This window comes from Xanthomonas sp. NCPPB 4467, from assembly GCF_041475665.2.
GTDB classification, from domain to species: domain Bacteria; phylum Pseudomonadota; class Gammaproteobacteria; order Xanthomonadales; family Xanthomonadaceae; genus Xanthomonas; species Xanthomonas dyei.
This window is the reverse complement of record NZ_CM191260.1, coordinates 4189090-4205769: the sequence shown is the minus strand read 5'-3', so window position 1 is coordinate 4205769 and position 16680 is coordinate 4189090. Positions and strand designations below refer to the sequence as shown.

The 16680-nt window shown below is 64.6% G+C and carries 13 protein-coding genes; 6 read left to right on the top strand and 7 right to left on the bottom strand.

The genetic code is table 11. From position 1 onward, the window contains the following. Positions 1-15: 15 nt before the first annotated feature. Together ACCQ06_RS18285 and ACCQ06_RS18280 are read right to left on the bottom strand one after the other, a co-directional pair. The gene (locus ACCQ06_RS18285) at positions 16-672 is read right to left on the bottom strand and encodes a protein-L-isoaspartate O-methyltransferase family protein (protein WP_104615420.1); all 657 of its coding nucleotides are present in this window, start codon (positions 670-672) and stop codon (positions 16-18) included. Between the two features lie 128 nt (positions 673-800). Next, positions 801-1454 carry a TetR/AcrR family transcriptional regulator gene (locus ACCQ06_RS18280; protein ID WP_104615330.1) on the bottom strand — a complete coding sequence of 218 codons (654 nt, stop codon included), beginning with the start codon at positions 1452-1454 and terminating at the stop codon, positions 801-803. A 332-nt stretch (positions 1455-1786) separates the two neighbouring features. Between ACCQ06_RS18280 and ACCQ06_RS18275 the strand changes: the two genes are divergently transcribed. Beyond that, positions 1787-4789, top strand: a complete 3003-nt coding sequence (locus ACCQ06_RS18275) for a two-component regulator propeller domain-containing protein (RefSeq protein WP_316688625.1) — start codon at positions 1787-1789, stop codon at positions 4787-4789. Positions 4790-4876: 87 nt separating this feature from the next. Here ACCQ06_RS18275 and ACCQ06_RS18270 read toward each other — a convergent pair whose 3' ends face one another. Further along, positions 4877-5761 carry a LysR family transcriptional regulator gene (locus tag ACCQ06_RS18270; RefSeq protein ID WP_228325002.1) on the bottom strand — a complete coding sequence of 295 codons (885 nt, stop codon included), beginning with the start codon at positions 5759-5761 and terminating at the stop codon, positions 4877-4879. A gap of 122 nt (positions 5762-5883) precedes the next feature. Between ACCQ06_RS18270 and leuC the strand changes: the two genes are divergently transcribed. The 5 genes from leuC (at position 5884) to ACCQ06_RS18245 (ending at position 11586) form a co-directional block, all read left to right on the top strand. Then, on the top strand, positions 5884-7329 hold the full coding sequence (gene leuC / locus ACCQ06_RS18265; RefSeq protein WP_316688622.1) for a 3-isopropylmalate dehydratase large subunit: 1446 nt from the start codon (positions 5884-5886) through the stop codon (positions 7327-7329). A gap of 66 nt (positions 7330-7395) precedes the next feature. Continuing rightward, positions 7396-8043: a 3-isopropylmalate dehydratase small subunit gene (gene leuD, locus ACCQ06_RS18260; RefSeq protein WP_316688620.1), complete on the top strand. Its 648-nt coding sequence runs from the start codon at positions 7396-7398 to the stop codon at positions 8041-8043. Continuing rightward, the gene (locus ACCQ06_RS18255; RefSeq protein WP_316688618.1) at positions 8040-8825 is read left to right on the top strand and encodes a class I SAM-dependent methyltransferase; all 786 of its coding nucleotides are present in this window, start codon (positions 8040-8042) and stop codon (positions 8823-8825) included. The genes leuD and ACCQ06_RS18255 overlap by 4 nt, the downstream gene beginning before the upstream one ends. A gap of 37 nt (positions 8826-8862) precedes the next feature. Continuing rightward, entirely contained in the window at positions 8863-9936 is a 1074-nt protein-coding gene (gene leuB / locus ACCQ06_RS18250) for a 3-isopropylmalate dehydrogenase (protein ID WP_316688615.1), read from the top strand. Between the two features lie 726 nt (positions 9937-10662). Continuing rightward, positions 10663-11586, top strand: coding sequence for an IS110 family RNA-guided transposase (locus tag ACCQ06_RS18245; protein ID WP_323706598.1), 924 nt, complete (start codon positions 10663-10665; stop codon positions 11584-11586). Positions 11587-11963: 377 nt separating this feature from the next. On the opposite strand, the gene ACCQ06_RS18240 is transcribed toward ACCQ06_RS18245, so the two are convergent. The 4 genes from ACCQ06_RS18240 to ilvG all read right to left on the bottom strand — a co-directional run bounded on the left by ACCQ06_RS18240 (position 11964) and on the right by ilvG (position 16679). Further along, on the bottom strand, positions 11964-13526 hold the full coding sequence (locus ACCQ06_RS18240; RefSeq protein ID WP_228324650.1) for a 2-isopropylmalate synthase: 1563 nt from the start codon (positions 13524-13526) through the stop codon (positions 11964-11966). Further along, a complete protein-coding gene (locus ACCQ06_RS18235) occupies positions 13523-14641 on the bottom strand; it encodes a threonine dehydratase (protein WP_228324649.1) in 1119 nt (372 codons plus the stop codon). The genes ACCQ06_RS18240 and ACCQ06_RS18235 overlap by 4 nt, the downstream gene beginning before the upstream one ends. A 75-nt stretch (positions 14642-14716) precedes the next feature. Beyond that, positions 14717-14974, bottom strand: a complete 258-nt coding sequence (locus ACCQ06_RS18230; protein WP_104617298.1) for an ACT domain-containing protein — start codon at positions 14972-14974, stop codon at positions 14717-14719. Next, positions 14958-16679, bottom strand: coding sequence for an acetolactate synthase 2 catalytic subunit (ilvG, locus tag ACCQ06_RS18225; RefSeq protein WP_316688611.1), 1722 nt, complete (start codon positions 16677-16679; stop codon positions 14958-14960). The genes ACCQ06_RS18230 and ilvG overlap by 17 nt, the downstream gene beginning before the upstream one ends. Position 16680: the final 1 nt, after the last annotated feature.

Below are 16680 nucleotides of genomic sequence, written 5' to 3'. Positions count from 1 at the left end.
AAGCTTCCTTGGGAATCAGAATTGGAATCGGGGCGTCGGTGCGGCGCCCTGGAGATAGGCGAGGTCGGTTTCGAACAACGATTCGATGCGCGGGGCGTTGACGTCGCCACGTACCAGGACCGCTTCCATCACCGGTGCGTGACCGCGCACCACAAACAGCCGGCCGTTCGGGCGCAACCACTGCAGCCACTGGGTCGGCAGCGTATCGACCGCGCCGGTCACGCAGATGGCATCGAAGCGACGCTCGCTCTGCCAGCCGAACACGTCGGCAGTTTCGATACGGACATTGCTGCCCAGACCGGTTGCATCCAGGTTGGCGTGCGCGGCGGCGGCCAGTACCGGGTCGATCTCCAGGCTGACCACTTCGCGCGCGAGTGCGGCCAGGCAGGCGGTGGAAAACCCGGTGCCGGTGCCGATTTCCAGCACGTCTTCGCCCGGCTGCAGATCCAGCGCCTGCAACATGCGGCCTTCGACCACCGGCTTCATCATCTTGTCGCCGGCCGACAGCGGAATTTCCACGTCGACATAGGCCAGAGTCTTGTAGGCGTCCGGCACGAAGGCTTCGCGCGGCAGGCGCGCCAGCACGTCGAGCACGCGCAGGTCCAGCACGTCCCACGGCCGGATCTGCTGTTCGACCATCTTTTCGCGGGCCTGGGTGAAATCGATCGTCATGGTGCGGTTATCCAACGCGGTGGGGCGAACATTTTACCGGTGCACGGGGCAACTGGCGCATCTAGCATCGCTGCGTGCCGGCCGCTGGCGCAGTGCCGGAAGTCATCGCCACCAAAGGCCGGGGGCGATCAACGGGGCACATACGCCCTCAAAAAGAAGTCCACGCTGGATTGAATGTGCTCATCCACCTGCGCGCGGGTGGGCTGGCCGTGCAGGCCGCACATCATCAGAGCATACAGTTCGCCCTTGAGCAGGCAGAAGAATTGCGAGGCGGCGCGTGCCAGATCGGCGATGTCGAGCTGGCCGTCGGCCACGCGCGCCGACAAAAAATCCGCCAATGCCAGTTGGGTCCGCTTGGGGCCGGCTTCCCAGAACATTTCGCGCACATGCACATCGCCGGTGCCGGGCGCCATCATCATGCGGTGGGTGGAAATGGCCGATTCGGTGCTGACCATGGCAAAGAACGCGTGCGCGATTTCGATCAACTGGTCGCGCAGCGCGCCCTCGGGGGCGTGATCGAACAGGTCGTCCGGCATCATCTGCTGACATTGCGCGCGGATCGCCTCGGAAAACAGGCTCTCTTTGTCGCCAAAGTGGCTGTAGACGGTGAGCTTGGAGACGCCGGCCTTGGCGGCAATGCCATCCATGCTGACTCCGGCATAGCCTTGCTCCATAAAGAGCGCGCGGGCAGCACCCAGGATGGCGGCACGTTTCCCAAGATCCTTGGGACGCCCGGGGCCGTTGCTCTTGGCCTTGGACTTGAGGGAGGGCGAGCTGGACATACGGCCAATACTAGACCATCGGGTTCTATATTTATACTCGACGGCCTGAACGCATCAGTGCGCCGGTGCTTTCGCTGGTCGAGCCTGGGCGCAACCGAGGCAACGGGCTACGCCGCAGCGAAGCGACGACACCGATGGCGCAATGCCCCAACGCCATGTCGATGATGATGGCCGTTCATTGTTTCAGTTGAATGCTCCCGGTGTCATGGTTGGCCCGGCAGCTGTGGGGAATCCACCTAGGGCGGCCTGAAAACCCCGGTGATAGATTGCCGCAGGCCTGCCGATACATACCGGCACGCATGGTCAACGGCACGGACGAGGGGACGGAGAACGTGGACAGGGTCGGGGCGCAAGCGCATGCACGCTGCGTTCGCAGTGCACGTGTGCTGCGGGCGGCCCTTGTGTGGCTGTGGTTTGGGCTGTGCTGCTGGGTCTTGGGCACGCCCGCGGCTGGCGCGCAGGCGCTCGATCACACTGCATATCACACCGTCACGCGCTGGAACATGGACGACGGCCTGCCGCATAACCTGGTGCACGCCGTGGCCCAGGGCGAAGACGGGCTGATCTGGTTGGGCACCTGGGAGGGCGTGGCGCGCTTCAACGGCCGCGATTTCACCGTGTACGACCGCCAGAACACGCCGGGCGCCGAATTGGGCGGTGTGTTCGTGGTGGTGCGCGACAGCACCGGCGGCATGTTGTTCGGCACCGCGTTCGACGGGGTCTACCACTATCAGGACGGGCACTGGCAGCAACTGGGCGACGCGACGGCGCGCCATCTGGCGGTCAGCGCCTTGCTGCGTCGTGTCGACGGTGCCTTATGGGTGGGCACGCCGCAGACGCTGTATCGGCTCGAAGCCGATGGGCGCCTGGTCGACGTAGGGCGCCAGGCCGACCTGCCGCGCGCGCGCATCACCGCGTTGTCGGCCGACGACAATGGCGATCTGTGGGTGGGCACCGAGGTTGGCTTGTATCGCCTGCCTCGCAATGGCTCTACTGCCGAGGCATGGGGCAAGACGCATGGCATGCAGGCGGTGCCGGTGCGCCGGCTTGCCAGCGATCGTCAGGGCGGCTTGCTGGTCGCCGGCGATGACGGTGTGTGGTGGTGGAGTCGCGGCGGCGGGCTGCAGCGGTTTCGCCAGGGGCAGCGGGTGGATGCTCTGCTGCTGGATCGGCGCGGGCATCTGTGGATGAGCATGCCCAGCGGCACCTTGGTGGTGCACAGCGGCGCGGGTGTGCCGGACGAGCAGATTTCGATCACCGGCGTCGCCAGCCCGGCACTGCTGGAAGATGCCGAAGGCCTGATCTGGGTCGGCAGCACGCACGGCTTGTTTCGGATTGCCGAAGGCGCCGCGCACGGCGTGACCCATGAGGACGGCCTTGCCTCCGATTACGTACGCACCGTGCTGCAGACCGGCAATGGCACGGTGTGGGTGGGCAGCGCGGTGGGCCTGGACCGCTGGCGCGACGATCAGATCAATCGCATCGCACTGTCGCCGGCCGAAGGTGGCCGGGTACTGGAGCAGTCGGTGTTGTCGCTGGCCGATGCCGGCGACGGCGGGGTCTGGGCCGGTACCTATAGTCAGGGTGTGCTGCGGCTGGATGCGCAAGGCAAGGTGCTGGTGCGCATCGGCGCGGGCGATGGCCTGCCGTCGTTGTCGGTGCGCGCGGTGTTGCCCGATGGCGACGATCTGTGGATCGGCACCACCGGCGGGTTGGTGCGCTGGCGGCATGGCAAGGCGCGCCGCTACAGCGCCGCCGATGGCGTGCCCGACGGCTCGGTGCAGGCGCTGTATCGCGATACGCAGGGCATCGTCTGGATCGGCACCGATCGCGGCATGACCGGGCTGTCGCCGGGCGGCAGCACGCGCGCGTGGCTGGGCGAACAGGACTTCCCCGGGCAGAACGCCTTCGACTTTTTGCGCGATGCCGCTGGCGATCTCTGGATCGCCAGCGATCGCGGCCTGCTGCGCCTGCAGGGCGACCACTTCCGCGTCTACGACCATCGCGTCGGATTACCGCGCGACAAGGTGTTCCGCGTGATCGACGACGGCCGCGGCTACCTGTGGCTGTCCAGCAACCACGGCGTCTTCCGCATCGCGCGCAGCGACTTCGACCAGATCGATGCCGGTACCCGCGAACAATTGAGTGTGGAAGTGGTGGACCGCAGCGATGGCATGCCCAGCAATCAGGGCAACGGCAGCAGCGCACCGGCCGGTTGGCTGACACAGGCCGGGCAGTTGTTGTTTCCCACCTCGGCCGGGCTGGGCGTGATCGATCCGGCGCGTGTCGGCACCTTGCAAGGCCATCGCGTGCCGATCGTGTTCGAGCGCTTGCTGGTCGACGGCATGGTGCAACCGTTGAGCGGCCCGCACCAGCTCGGCGCGGAGACCCGCCGCATTGCAATCACCTATGCCGGCCTGAATTTCCGTGGCCCGGACAAGGTGCGTTACCGCTATCGCCTGGACGGCTTCGACCCGGATTGGGTGGATGCCGACAACGCCACCGAGGCGGTGTACACCAACCTGCCGCCGGGCCGTTTTCGCTTCCGCGTGCAGGCGATGTCGCTGCCGGTGGATTGGCGTCAGACCGCGCTGCTGGGGGAATCCAGTCTGGTCATCGCGTTGGCGCCGCCCTGGTGGCGCCGTGGCGAAGTGATCGCATTGGGCATCCTTGCGCTTGCGAGCCTGGTCTACGGGTTTTATCTGTGGCGCACGGCCAGCTATCGGCGCAGCCAGCGCCAACTCAATACCGTGATCGACAAGCGCACCCGCGAACTGAGCGACAAGAATCTCGCGCTGCAACAGGCCAGCCAGGAGCGCGAAGCCTTGATGCGCCAGCTGGAATACCGCGCCAGCCACGATGTGCTGACCGCATTGCCCAACCGGCGCGAAGCCGAGCGCGTGCTGCAGCAATGGTTCGACGATGCGCGTAGCGGTGGTGCCGCGCTGGCGCTGGCCTTGATGGATATCGACCACTTCAAGCACATCAACGACGAGTACGGCCACGACGTTGGCGATGCGGTATTGAGCGCGCTGGGCGAGGCATTGAGCGACCAGGATCAGGCGCAGTGTTTCGCTGCACGCCATGGCGGCGAAGAGTTTCTGCTGGCCGCCACTGGGCTGGATGCCGCGCATGCGCAGGCGTTGTTCGAGCGCATGCGGCAACGGCTGGCAACAATCGAAGTCGATGCGCAGGGCATCACGGTGCGGTGTACCGCCAGCATGGGCATGGCGATGAGCGATGAAGCGCCGACCCGGCGTGAACTGCTCGCGTTGGCAGACCGCCGGCTGTATCAGGCCAAGCGGCAGGGGCGCGATCGATTGATCGATCGGTAGTGCGATGGCACGCTGGTGCGTTGAAGAAGGCGCAGTGACGCAGGTGCGCGCGTTCCAGGCGCGGGGTGTTGTATCCAATCGTGATGCTCAGGGAGTCTCCGCATCCGCATCCGCCTGCAACAACGCAACAAATGCCTGCGCCGCACGCGATAACGTGCGTCCGCCGTGCGTGACGCATCCCAACTCGCGCGACAGCGCTACATCGGCCAGCGGCAGCGCCACGATCTGATGATCGATCATGCGTTCGGGCAGGACGCTCCAGGCCAGCCCCACCGAGACCAGCATCTTGATCGTCTCCAGATAGTTGGTGGTCATGCGCAGGTGCGGCACCAGGCCGCGCTCGGCAAACAGGCCGGCGACGATGCGATGAGTAAACGTGCCAGGGTCGGGCAGCACCGCCGGATGCGCCACCACATCGTCCAGCGTCACCTTGCGCAATGCGGCCAGCGGGTGGTCGGGCGCTACGACGCATTGCAGGCGGTCGTGCCAGATCGGTTGCGCACGCAGCGGTGCACGCGTGTCCGGCGCCAGCGTGGTCACTGCCAGCTCCACCTCGCCGCGCAGCACCGCCGCGTAGGCCAGTTCCGAATCCAGAAACTGGATATCCAGCGCCGCCTGTGGATGTTGCACGGCAAAACGACGCAGCAACACCGGCAACCGGTGCAGGCCGACGTGGTGGCTGGTGGCCAGGCTCAGGCGCCCGCCAACCGACGCGCCCAGATGCTCCAGCACACGACGTGTGTCTTCCAGTTCGGCAAGGATGCGTTGGGCGCGCGGCAACAAGGCGTGGCCGGCCTCGGTCAGCACCACCTGGCGGCCCAGGCGGTCGAACAGCCGTGCCGACAATTGCCCTTCCAGCAAGGCGATGCGTTTGCTCACCGCAGGCTGGGTGAGATGCAGCGCCTCGCCGGCCGCCGAAAAGCTGCCGCTGTCAGCAATTGCGACGAACGCGCTGAGACTTGCCAGATCCATGCCATTCCTGAAATTCATTTGTTGAATAAACAATATGAATTTGCGTTATCCAATTCAAGCTCCTAGCATCGAACGCAGCCAGGTGGTGCACCCACCAACCGCCACTCCATCGGATCGCCGCGATGACTGCCACTGCCAAGACCCTGTACGACAAATTGTGGGACCTGCACGAGGTCACCCGCCGCGACGATGGTTCGTCGCTGATCTATATCGACCGCCACATCCTGCATGAAGTGACCTCGCCGCAGGCCTTCGAAGGCCTGCGACTGGCCGGCCGCAAGCCGTGGCGCATCGACGCCAACATCGCCACACCCGACCACAACGTGCCGACCACGCGCGCCGAGCGGCAGGGGGGCCTGGAGTCGATAACCGATGAAGTCTCGCGCCTGCAGGTACAGACCCTGGACGAGAACTGCGACGACTTCGGCATCCTCGAGTTTAAGATGAACGATGCGCGCCAGGGCATCGTGCATGTGGTCGGCCCAGAGCAGGGCGCCACCTTGCCGGGCATGACCGTGGTCTGCGGCGATTCGCACACCTCCACGCATGGCGCGTTCGGCGCGCTGGCGCACGGCATCGGTACCTCCGAGGTCGAGCATGTGCTGGCCACGCAGTGCCTGATCGCCCAGAAGATGAAGAACATGCAGGTGCGTGTCGACGGCACGCTGCCGTTCGGCGTGACTGCCAAAGACATCGTGCTGGCGGTGATCGGCAAGATCGGCACAGCCGGTGGCAACGGCCACGCGCTGGAATTTGCCGGGAGCGCCATTGAAGCGCTGTCGATGGAAGGGCGCATGACCATCTGCAACATGTCCATCGAAGCCGGTGCGCGCGTGGGCATGGTGGCGGTGGACGACAAGACGATTTCGTACGTCGAAGGCCGCCCGTTCGCGCCCAAGGGTGCGAACTGGGATGCCGCCGTTGCACTGTGGAAGACGCTGGTCTCCGACCCGGGGGCGCACTTCGACACCGTGGTGGAGATGCGTGCCGAAGACATCAAGCCGCAGGTGAGCTGGGGCACCTCGCCGGAAATGGTGCTGGCGGTGGATCAGCAGATACCTGACCCGGCAGCCGAACACGACCCGACCAAGCGCGACTCGATCGAGCGCGCGCTCAAATACATGGGCCTGAAGGCCAATCAGTCGATCACCGACATCCGCCTGGACCGAGTGTTCATCGGTTCGTGCACCAACTCGCGCATCGAAGACCTGCGCGCTGCCGCCGCAGTGGCCAAGGGCCGCAAGGTGGCGTCCACGATCAAGCAGGCACTGGTGGTGCCGGGCTCGGGTCTGGTCAAGGCGCAGGCCGAGTCCGAAGGCCTGGACAAGATCTTTCTGGAGGCCGGTTTCGAATGGCGCGAGCCGGGTTGCTCGATGTGTCTGGCGATGAATCCGGACAAGCTCGGCAGCGGCGAGCATTGCGCGTCCACTTCCAATCGCAATTTCGAAGGCCGCCAGGGCGCTGGCGGACGCACCCACCTGGTCAGCCCGGCAATGGCCGCAGCGGCAGCGGTGAGCGGTCATTTTGTCGATGTGCGTGAGCTGCAGGGAATCGAGAATCGGGAATAGGGAATCGCCACGCCCCGTTTCGCTCTGCCTATTCCCTATTTCCCACTCCCAATTCCCGGCCTTTCTATGACTCCTTTTACGCAACACACCGGACTGGTGGCGCCGCTGGATCGCGCCAATGTCGATACCGACCAGATCATTCCAAAGCAATTCCTCAAGTCGATCAAACGCACCGGCTTCGGTCCGAACCTGTTCGACGAATGGCGCTATCTGGATATCGGCGAGCCTGGGCGCGATAACAGCCAGCGGCCGATCAACCCGGAGTTCGTGCTCAATTTTCCGCGCTATCAAGGCGCCAGCGTGTTGCTGACACGCAAGAATTTCGGCTGCGGCTCCTCACGCGAACATGCGCCTTGGGCGCTGGACGAATACGGGTTTCGTGCGGTGATTGCCCCGAGCTTTGCCGACATCTTCTTCAACAACAGTTTCAAGAACGGCCTGCTGCCGATCGTGCTGGCCGAAGCAGAAGTCGACGCCTTGTTCGAACAATGCGTTTCCACCGAGGGCTACCAACTCACCGTGGATCTGGCCGCTCAACGCGTGCACCGCCCCGATGGCGTGGAGTACACCTTCGAGATCGATGCATTCCGCAAGCACTGTCTGCTCAACGGGCTGGACGACATCGGCCTGACCTTGCAGGATGCCGATGCGATCGGCCGCTTCGAACAAGGCCATCGCGCGCGCCAACCGTGGTTGTTCGGCGCACTGCAGTGAACGCGATTGCCAACACCACCGATACGCGGGCACTGGGCGAACATGTCGCTGCGCAGTTCGGGCCGCAGGCGCACGCGTATCTGCATAGCGAGGTGCATGCGCAAGGCACCGAGTTCGCCGAGCTCCGCGCAGGTCTGGCGGATCATCGCGAAGGGCGATTGCTCGACCTTGGCTGCGGTGCCGGGCATGTGAGTTTCCAGCTGGCGCCGCTGATGGCCGAGGTGGTGGCCTACGATTTGTCTACCGATATGCTCACCATCGTGGCGGCCACCGCTGCCGAGCGTGGGCTGACGCAGGTGCGCACTGTGCAAGGTGTTGCCGAGCGCTTGCCGTTCGAGACCGGTAGCCTGGATGCAGTGGTCAGCCGCTACTCGGCGCATCACTGGAGCGACGTGGGACAGGCGCTGCGGGAAGTGCGGCGCGTATTGCGTCCCGGCGGCGTTGCCGCCTTTATCGATGTGGTCGCGCCGGGGTTGCCATTGCTGGACACGCACCTGCAGGCCATCGAGGTGTTGCGCGACACCAGTCATGTGCGCGACTACAGTGTTGCGCAGTGGTTGCAGATGCTGGGCGATGCCGGTTTGCAGGTGCAGCGTCATCATTGCCAACGGCTACAGCTGGACTATCTGAGCTGGGTCGACCGCATGCGCACGCCTGAGGTATTGCGCGTAGCCATTCGCGCCTTGCAGGACGCGGCGGTAGACGAGGTGCGCGATTACTTTCAGATTGCAGCCGATGGCTCCTTCAGCAGCGACGTGCTGGTGGTCTGGGCAGCACGTTGATTTTCAGGGCGCTACGGCGCCAACTCACGAGGATTGCATGAGCAAGCAGATTTTGATTCTTCCTGGCGACGGCATCGGCCCGGAGATCATGGCCGAAGCGGTCAAGGTGTTGACGCGGATCGACGCACAACATGGCCTGGGTTTCAGCCTGGTGTACGACGAACTGGGCGGCGCGGCCTACGACAAGTACGGCAGCCCGCTGGCCGACGAAACGCTGGAGCGCGCGCGCGCTGCCGACGCGGTGCTGCTGGGCGCAGTGGGTGGGCCGCAATGGGACAGCATCGATCCATCGCTGCGTCCGGAACGTGGGTTGCTCAAGATCCGCTCGCAGTTGGGTTTGTTCGCCAACTTGCGTCCGGCGCTGTTGTATCCGCAGTTGGCCGACGCCTCCACGCTCAAGCCGGAAGTTGTTGCGGGACTGGATCTGCTGATCCTGCGCGAGCTCACCGGCGGCATCTACTTTGGCCAGCCGCGCGGCAATCGCACGCTGGACAATGGCGAGCGTCAGGCCTACGACACCTTGCCTTACAGCGAAAGCGAGATTCGTCGCATCGCCAAGGCCGGCTTCGAGATGGCGCGGTTACGCAGCAAGAAGCTGTGCTCGGTCGACAAGGCCAACGTGTTGGCATCGAGCCAGTTGTGGCGCGCGGTGGTGGAAGAAGTGGCCAAGGATTATCCGGACATTGCGTTGTCGCATATGTACGTGGACAACGCGGCCATGCAATTGGTGCGCGCGCCCAAGCAGTTCGATGTGATCGTGACCGACAACATGTTCGGCGACATTCTGTCCGACCAGGCGTCGATGCTCACCGGCTCCATCGGCATGCTGCCATCTGCCTCGCTGGATGCCAACAGCAAGGGCATGTACGAGCCCTGCCACGGCTCGGCGCCGGATATCGCAGGGCAGGGCATCGCCAATCCGCTGGCCACCATCCTGTCGGTGGCAATGATGCTGCGCTACACCTTCGCGCAGGCTGCCGCTGCGGATGCGATCGAGAAGGCCGTCGGCAAGGTGCTCGACCAGGGCCTGCGCACCGCCGACATCTGGTCAGAAGGCACCACCAAGGTTGGCACGGTCGCGATGGGTGATGCGGTGGTGGCTGCGCTGTAACAGCGCTCGCTTCCCCGAGGCGTCGTGGCTGTACTGGTGGCTATCGTTCTTCTGACGATAGCCACTTTCGTTTGGTTGACCGATTCGTGATCACATCATTCGAGCGAGGCGCTGGCATGAAATCGGCGGATGTCGTGCGCAGTACTGGTCGTCATGCGGGGTCGGTCGGTGGCGCGGCGCCGCATCCGGCGTCGGGACACGCCGTGAATCCATCCCTGGAGGCTCGGTGGCGGCATCCATGCCGCCACACGGTCCCGCCCCCGCAGGCGGCACCACGCTCCCAGCATTGCTACTGCTGATCGGCAAGCAATGCGTCAATCACGTGTTGATGCCTGTGGACTCCGTGGCCGATGTAATCGGCAAGCCATCCATCTGCTGTCACGCCGCCAGGAATGGACGCTTGGAAAAAGTGCAGCTCATCTGACTGTTCACATTTCTTTCCGCAACCGATACCAACCGGTGGTGCTTGCGCGGGTGCCGGCATGGGACCTTGAGCGGCATGGATGCCGCGCCAGAGCCTTATCTGTTCGGAATCTGGCAGTTTAGGTGTCGAGAGCCGGCGTGGGCTGCCGTCAGAGCCTGGATCTCAGCGATCGCCATGTAGTTTGGTACCCACGCCGGATTCTCCCTTGATTCGCCCGAACAGTTGCCCGAGCTGACACTCGAAACGATAAGACTGGGCAAGCGAGGGAGCTCTCGACATTTTTAGCCTAGCGGAGATTTCCCATGAGCGGAATCGGGATCGATGTGTGCAAACACTTTCTGGACGTTGCCGTTTTTCGAGGCCAAACCCGTCAGTTCACCAACACTGCAGGCGGTCATCGGAAGCGTGTCGATTGGCTGAAGACGCTGTCGGTGCGGCAGGTGGTGCTGGAGGCGACCGGGGGCTACGAGCTGGCAGCGCTGGATGCCTTGCATCACGCCGCACTGCCGGTAGCGCGCGTCAATGCACAACGGGCACGCAACCTGGCCAACGGTTTGGGACTGGCCAAGACTGACCGGCTGGACGCGGCCATGTTGGCCTGCATGGCCGAGAAGATGGAACTCCATCGGTATGTTCCACTGGAACCCTGGCAGCGCGATCTGGGCGAGCATGTACGTGCCCGTCGGCAACTGGTCGAACTGCTGAAAGCAGCAAGGCAGCAGTTGCTGCAGGTTGCGGAAAAAGCGCTACGAAAGATCCTGCAGGGCAACGTGAACCAGCTTGTGCGCAGCGTGGCGCGGCTAGACAACCTGATCGCCGGGCAGCTGAAGACGCTGCTCATCGAGCAACCGCACCTGGCCGCGTTGAAGACGCTCAAAGGGGTCGGTCCGGTGCTGCTGGCCGTGCTGGTGTCCCGGTTACCGGAGCTTGGGACGCTCAGCGGAAAGCAAATCTCCCGATTGGTTGGCGTTGCCCCGCTCTCGCGCGACAGCGGCGCGATGCGTGGTAAACGGGGGATCGGCGGAGGCCAAGCCGATATCCGGCAGGCGCTGTATATGGCGGCGATGTCCTCGGCTCGGCACGAGCCAGGTCTGCGCGATTTTTACAGATCGCTGCGCACACGCGGCAAGGAAGGCAAGGTCGCCCTCGTGGCGGTGATGCGCAAGATGCTGGTCATCCTCAATGCGCGCGTGCGCGATCAAAGAGCCGCTCTGCAGCCCACCTGAGCGCACTCGGCGGCCGTGAGTAAACGCAAAAGCGTGCTAGCCAGCGGCCGGCACCTACCGATGAACACGCCCGAAGGAAACTGATCAAAGGTCGCGGATTGAGGTCCTGACCAACACAGTTGCTACATGGACGTACTTGCGGCGTGTCCTGCGATGGTGGGCGGGCAAGGGCCCGCAGCAAACCGGAGCATTCGTACAAAGCCGGCAGATCTAGTGTGCGAGGTTGTTCTGTGTCGGTACGAGTGCAAGCGCTCGCAGCAACCCGACGCACTTGCAAGAAAGTTGCAACACCAAACACCAAACACCAAACACCAAAACGGCCAGCAGATCGCTCCGCTGGCCGTCAGGTCTATCGCAAGCTGTCAGTCGCTGCGGCGTTACGCCACCGCAGCGGTCTTGCCGGCGACCACGCCGCGCTCGCGTTGACGCAGTAGTCGGTTGGCCACGTCCAGCCATGCCAGCGCGCTGGCCTCGATGATGTCCTTGCTGGTGCCGGTGCCTTCGTACTCCACACCATCGTGGCGCACGCTCAGACTAGCTTCGCCACGCGCGTCTGCGCCGATACCCACGCTGTGGACCTGGTAGCTGTCCAGCTCCAGCTTCACGCCGGTGGCCGACGCCAATGCACCGAACAAGGCATCGACCGGGCCATTGCCCTGCGCGGTTTCCGCCACCCGATTGCCATCCGGATCCGATAGCTCCACCAACGCATTGGCGCGGCTGCCGACGTCGCTGATGGTCATCGAAGCCAGACGGTAGCCTTCCTGCACGGTCGCGTCCTGCATCAATGCCTGCAGGTCGGCATCGGTGACCACGCGCTGCTTCTCGCACAGCGCCTTGAATTGTTCGAAGACCAGCTTGACCTCTTCTTCCTCCAACAAATAGCCCAATGCACGCAGGCGCTGCTCGACCGCTGCGCGGCCGCTGTGGCGGCCCAGCACCATCTGCGACGATTCCCAGCCCACATCTTCCGGGCGCATGATTTCGTAGGTGCCGCGGTGACGCAGCATGCCGTGCTGGTGGATGCCCGATTCATGTGCAAATGCGTTGCCGCCGACCACGGCCTTGTTGCGCTGCACCGGCATGCCAACCAGGCGCTGCAATAACTGCGAGGTCGACACGATGCGCGGTGTGTTGATCGCCGAATCGATGTTGTAGAACGCACCACGCACCTTCAGCGCCATGGTGATTTCTTCCAGCGCACAGTTGCCGGCGCGCTCGCCGATGCCGTTGATGGTGCATTCCACCTGACGCGCGCCGCCTTCGATGGCTGCCAGCGAATTGGCCACCGCCAGGCCCAGATCGTTGTGGCAGTGCGCGCTGAAGATCACCTTGTCGGCACCGTCCACACTGGCGATCAACCGCGCGAACATGCCGCGGATTTCTTCCGGCGTGGTGAAGCCGACCGTGTCCGGCAGATTGATCGTGGTGGCACCGGCGGCGATCGCCACACGGGTGACTTCGGCCAGGAAATCTTCTTCGGTACGGGTTGCATCTTCGGCAGAGAACTCGACGTCATCAATGTAACCGCGCGCCAGCGTCACGTGCTTGTGCACCGACTCCAGCACCTGCTCGCGGCTCATGCGCAGCTTGTGCTCGCGGTGCAGCGGGCTGGTGGACAGGAACACATGCAGGCGCGGGTTGGCCGCAGCTTCCAGCGTCTTTGCCGAGGTTTCGATATCGGCCTGCAGGCAGCGCGACAACACCGCCAGGGTGGGGCGGCGCAGCTCGCGGCCGATCATCGCGACAGCTTCGCGGTCGGAGTGGGAACTGGCCGGGAAGCCGGTTTCGATGATGTCCACGCCGAGTTCGTCCAGCGCGCGCGCCATGACCAGCTTCTGCTGGGGCGTCATGCTGCAGCCGGGGGATTGCTCGCCGTCGCGCAGGGTGGTGTCGAAAATTCGGATACGCGGGGTCTGGTTGGATACGGTCGTGTTCACCAGGAAGACTCCTCTACGGCGATGGCGGTGACAGGCGTTGAAGCGACTGCGGATGGGCGGGAAAGAGCGGGTGTTTGGGGTGGAGGCTTGACGCTACGTTCGTTACGAAGTCGCTCGGTATTGCGACGCCGCGGTTTGCGTGGCGGACGCGGCCGCACCTCGGACAAGAGTGCGGCCAGAACGGTTGCGTCGATATTACCGCCAGAGACCACCGCACATTTGCGTTTACCCGCAACACGGCGACCGGCGGCCAATGCCAGGGCGCCGGCGCCTTCGGCGATGACGTGTTCTTCCAGTGCCAGACGCACCAGGGTTTCGCGGAGTTCGGCTTCACGCACGATCACTACATCGTCGAGCAGGCTCGCGCACAGGCGGCGAGTCAGGAAGCCGGGAATCTTGACCTTGACGCCGTCGGCCAACGTGGCGACGGGGCTGATTTCACGGAAGTCGCCACGCACCGCACGTGCCATCGAGTCGACGCCCTCGACCTGCGCGCCGACAATGCGCACGCCTTGCGATTTCAACGCCAGCGCCACGCCGGAGGCCAGGCCGCCGCCGCCGATCGGCACGATCACCACATCCGGTGCGTGCGCGGCCAGTTCGATGCCGACCGTGCCTTGCCCGGCAATCACGTCCGGGTCGTCGAAGGCCGACAGGAAGCGATAGCCGTTCTGGTCGGCCAGCTCACGGGCGAATGCAAACGCTTCGTCGTAGCTGTTGCCGTGTTGCCGCACGGTGGCGCCCCAGTGCGCGACGCCGGCGATCTTGGTTTGCGGTGCGCCGTACGGCATCACCGTGATGGCCTGCACGCCCAGCCGATACGCCGACCACGCCACACCTTGTGCATGGTTGCCGGCCGACGCGCAAATCACCGGACGCTCGTCGCCGCGTTCCAGCCCCGCCAGCAGTGCATTCAGTGCGCCGCGCACCTTGTAAGAGCCGGTGCGCTGCAGGTTTTCCAGCTTAAGCCACACGCCGAAACGCTCGGCGTAGTGCAGCGGCGTGGGCGATAGGTACTTGCGCAGACGCGCTTGCGCGGCCAGCACGTCGGCCACGCTGACGGCCACGTCGCCTACGTCTGGTTCCTGCGAAGAGGAGCGGCCGGAGTCAGGCATTGCGGCACGCGCACGGCCGATCCGGAAGAAGACACCTCCGGATGGCAGTCTGATGGTCGCGCGAGGTCTGCATGCTCATGCGGCCGCCTCGACCGATTCCAGCGCCGTAATCATCACCGACTCGCAGTCGTAGACCTTTTCCAGCTGCAGGCGCAGCGTTTCCGGCGGCCGGCTGCTGTCCACATCCAGCTGCAGATGCCAGCGACCGGCATCGTCGGGCGCGGCCGCGCCCTGGATGGCGCACGGGCGAAACCCGCGGCGCTCGGTCATACCGATCACGCGCACCAGTGCGCCTTCGGCCGGCTTCAGCACCAGGTCAAGCCGGTAACGCATGTGTCGTCTCCTTGACCGCATGTGCGGGATTGCTGTCCAGCATGGTGCTATTGGCGTTGTTGGGCGGCACCAGCGGCCACACGTTGGCGCGTGCGTCGATGGTCACATGCAGCAGGCCGGGGCCCGGCTGGGCCAGCAACTCCGCCAGTGCCGCATCCACATCGCCACGCGCGATGATGCGCTTGGCCGGAATACCGAACACCTGCGCCAGCGCGGCGAAATCCGGGTTGTCGGACAGATCGATCTCGCTGTAGCGCTCGGCAAAGAACAGTTCCTGCCACTGGCGCACCATGCCCAGCGAGCTGTTATCCAGCAGCACGATCTTCACCGGCAGCTTGCAGCGCGCGATGGTCACCAGCTCCTGCACGTTCATCATGAAACTGCCGTCGCCGGAGACCAGCACCACGGTGCGATCGGGGCAGGCGAACTGCGCGCCCATTGCCGCTGGCAGGCCGAAGCCCATGGTGCCGAGTGCGCCGCTGGTGAGGTGATTGCGCGGATCGTTGAAGCGGCAATGCTGGGCCACCCACATCTGATGTTGGCCCACATCGCAGGCGATGATGGTGTCGGGCGGCGCCACCTCGCTCAGGCGCTTCAGCAGCGCCGGTGCGTAGATATCGGTACCGGGCGCGTCGTAGCGGGTAGCGAATTTTTCGCGATTGGCAAAACAGCGCGTACGCCATGCCTGGCAGTTGGCGCGTGCTGCGCTCAAGGCCTTGAGGCTGGTTGCCACATCGCCGGGCACGGCAACGTCGGCGGTGCGCAGCTTGGAAATTTCATACGCATCGGCATCCAGATGGATGACGCGTGCGAACGGTGCGAATTCGCTCAATTTGCCGGTGGCGCGGTCGTCGAAACGGGCACCGACCACCACCAACAGATCGCATTCCTGGATGGCCATATTGGCGGCCCGCGTGCCGTGCATGCCCAGCATGCCCAGGTAATCCGGATGCGCATGCGGCAATGCACCCAGCCCGCGCAAGGTCAGCGCGGTCGGGATGCCGGTGGCTTCGACAAACCGCCGGAATGCGTCCACCGCATTGGCCAGCGCAATCCCGCCGCCGCCGTACACCACCGGGCGCTCGGCACTGGCAATGGCGGCCAGCGCGTCGGCCAGTTTCGCGTCCGCCGGTGCCGGTGGCGGCAGCACCGCCGCCGGCACATGCACTGGCAGATGCGAGGCGTCGGCGATCTGCACGTCCTTCGGCAGGTCGATCAACACCGGGCCCGGGCGGCCTTCGCGCGCGATGCGAAACGCCTCGCGCACCATCTCCGGCAACTGGTCCACGCTACGCACCAGAAAGCTGTGCTTGACGATCGGCATGGTCATGCCGAACACGTCCAGTTCCTGGAACGCATCGGTGCCCAGCAGCGGTGTGGCGACCTGACCGGTCAGGCACACCATCGGCACCGAATCGAGCATCGCGTCTGCAATGCCGGTGACCAGATTGGACGCGCCCGGGCCGGACGTCGCCACGCACACGCCGACCTTGCCGCTGGCACGGGCGTAGCCGTTGGCGGCGAGGGCGGCGCCCTGTTCGTGACGGACCAGGATGTGTTTGAGCCTGGAATCCACCAGGGCGTCGTAGAACGGCATGATGGTGCCGCCCGGATAACCGAACAGCGTTTCCACGCCCTCGGCTTCCAGGGCCTGCGTCAGCCAGCGCGCGCCGTTGCGGGGCGTGCTGTGTGCGGAGGTGTTCATG

Excerpts from the sequence above, each read along its gene's own strand:
- ACCQ06_RS18285 (WP_104615420.1), bottom strand. The coding sequence starts at position 672 with ATGACGATCGATTTCACCCAGGCCCGCGAAAAGATGGTCGAACAGCAG.
- ACCQ06_RS18280 (WP_104615330.1), bottom strand. The coding sequence starts at position 1,454 with ATGTCCAGCTCGCCCTCCCTCAAGTCCAAGGCCAAGAGCAACGGCCCC.
- ACCQ06_RS18270 (WP_228325002.1), bottom strand. The coding sequence starts at position 5,761 with ATGGATCTGGCAAGTCTCAGCGCGTTCGTCGCAATTGCTGACAGCGGC.
- leuC (WP_316688622.1), top strand. The coding sequence starts at position 5,884 with ATGACTGCCACTGCCAAGACCCTGTACGACAAATTGTGGGACCTGCAC.
- leuD (WP_316688620.1), top strand. The coding sequence starts at position 7,396 with ATGACTCCTTTTACGCAACACACCGGACTGGTGGCGCCGCTGGATCGC.
- leuB (WP_316688615.1), top strand. The coding sequence starts at position 8,863 with ATGAGCAAGCAGATTTTGATTCTTCCTGGCGACGGCATCGGCCCGGAG.
- ACCQ06_RS18245 (WP_323706598.1), top strand. The coding sequence starts at position 10,663 with ATGAGCGGAATCGGGATCGATGTGTGCAAACACTTTCTGGACGTTGCC.
- ACCQ06_RS18235 (WP_228324649.1), bottom strand. The coding sequence starts at position 14,641 with ATGCCTGACTCCGGCCGCTCCTCTTCGCAGGAACCAGACGTAGGCGAC.
- ACCQ06_RS18230 (WP_104617298.1), bottom strand. The coding sequence starts at position 14,974 with ATGCGTTACCGGCTTGACCTGGTGCTGAAGCCGGCCGAAGGCGCACTG.
- ilvG (WP_316688611.1), bottom strand. The coding sequence starts at position 16,679 with ATGAACACCTCCGCACACAGCACGCCCCGCAACGGCGCGCGCTGGCTG.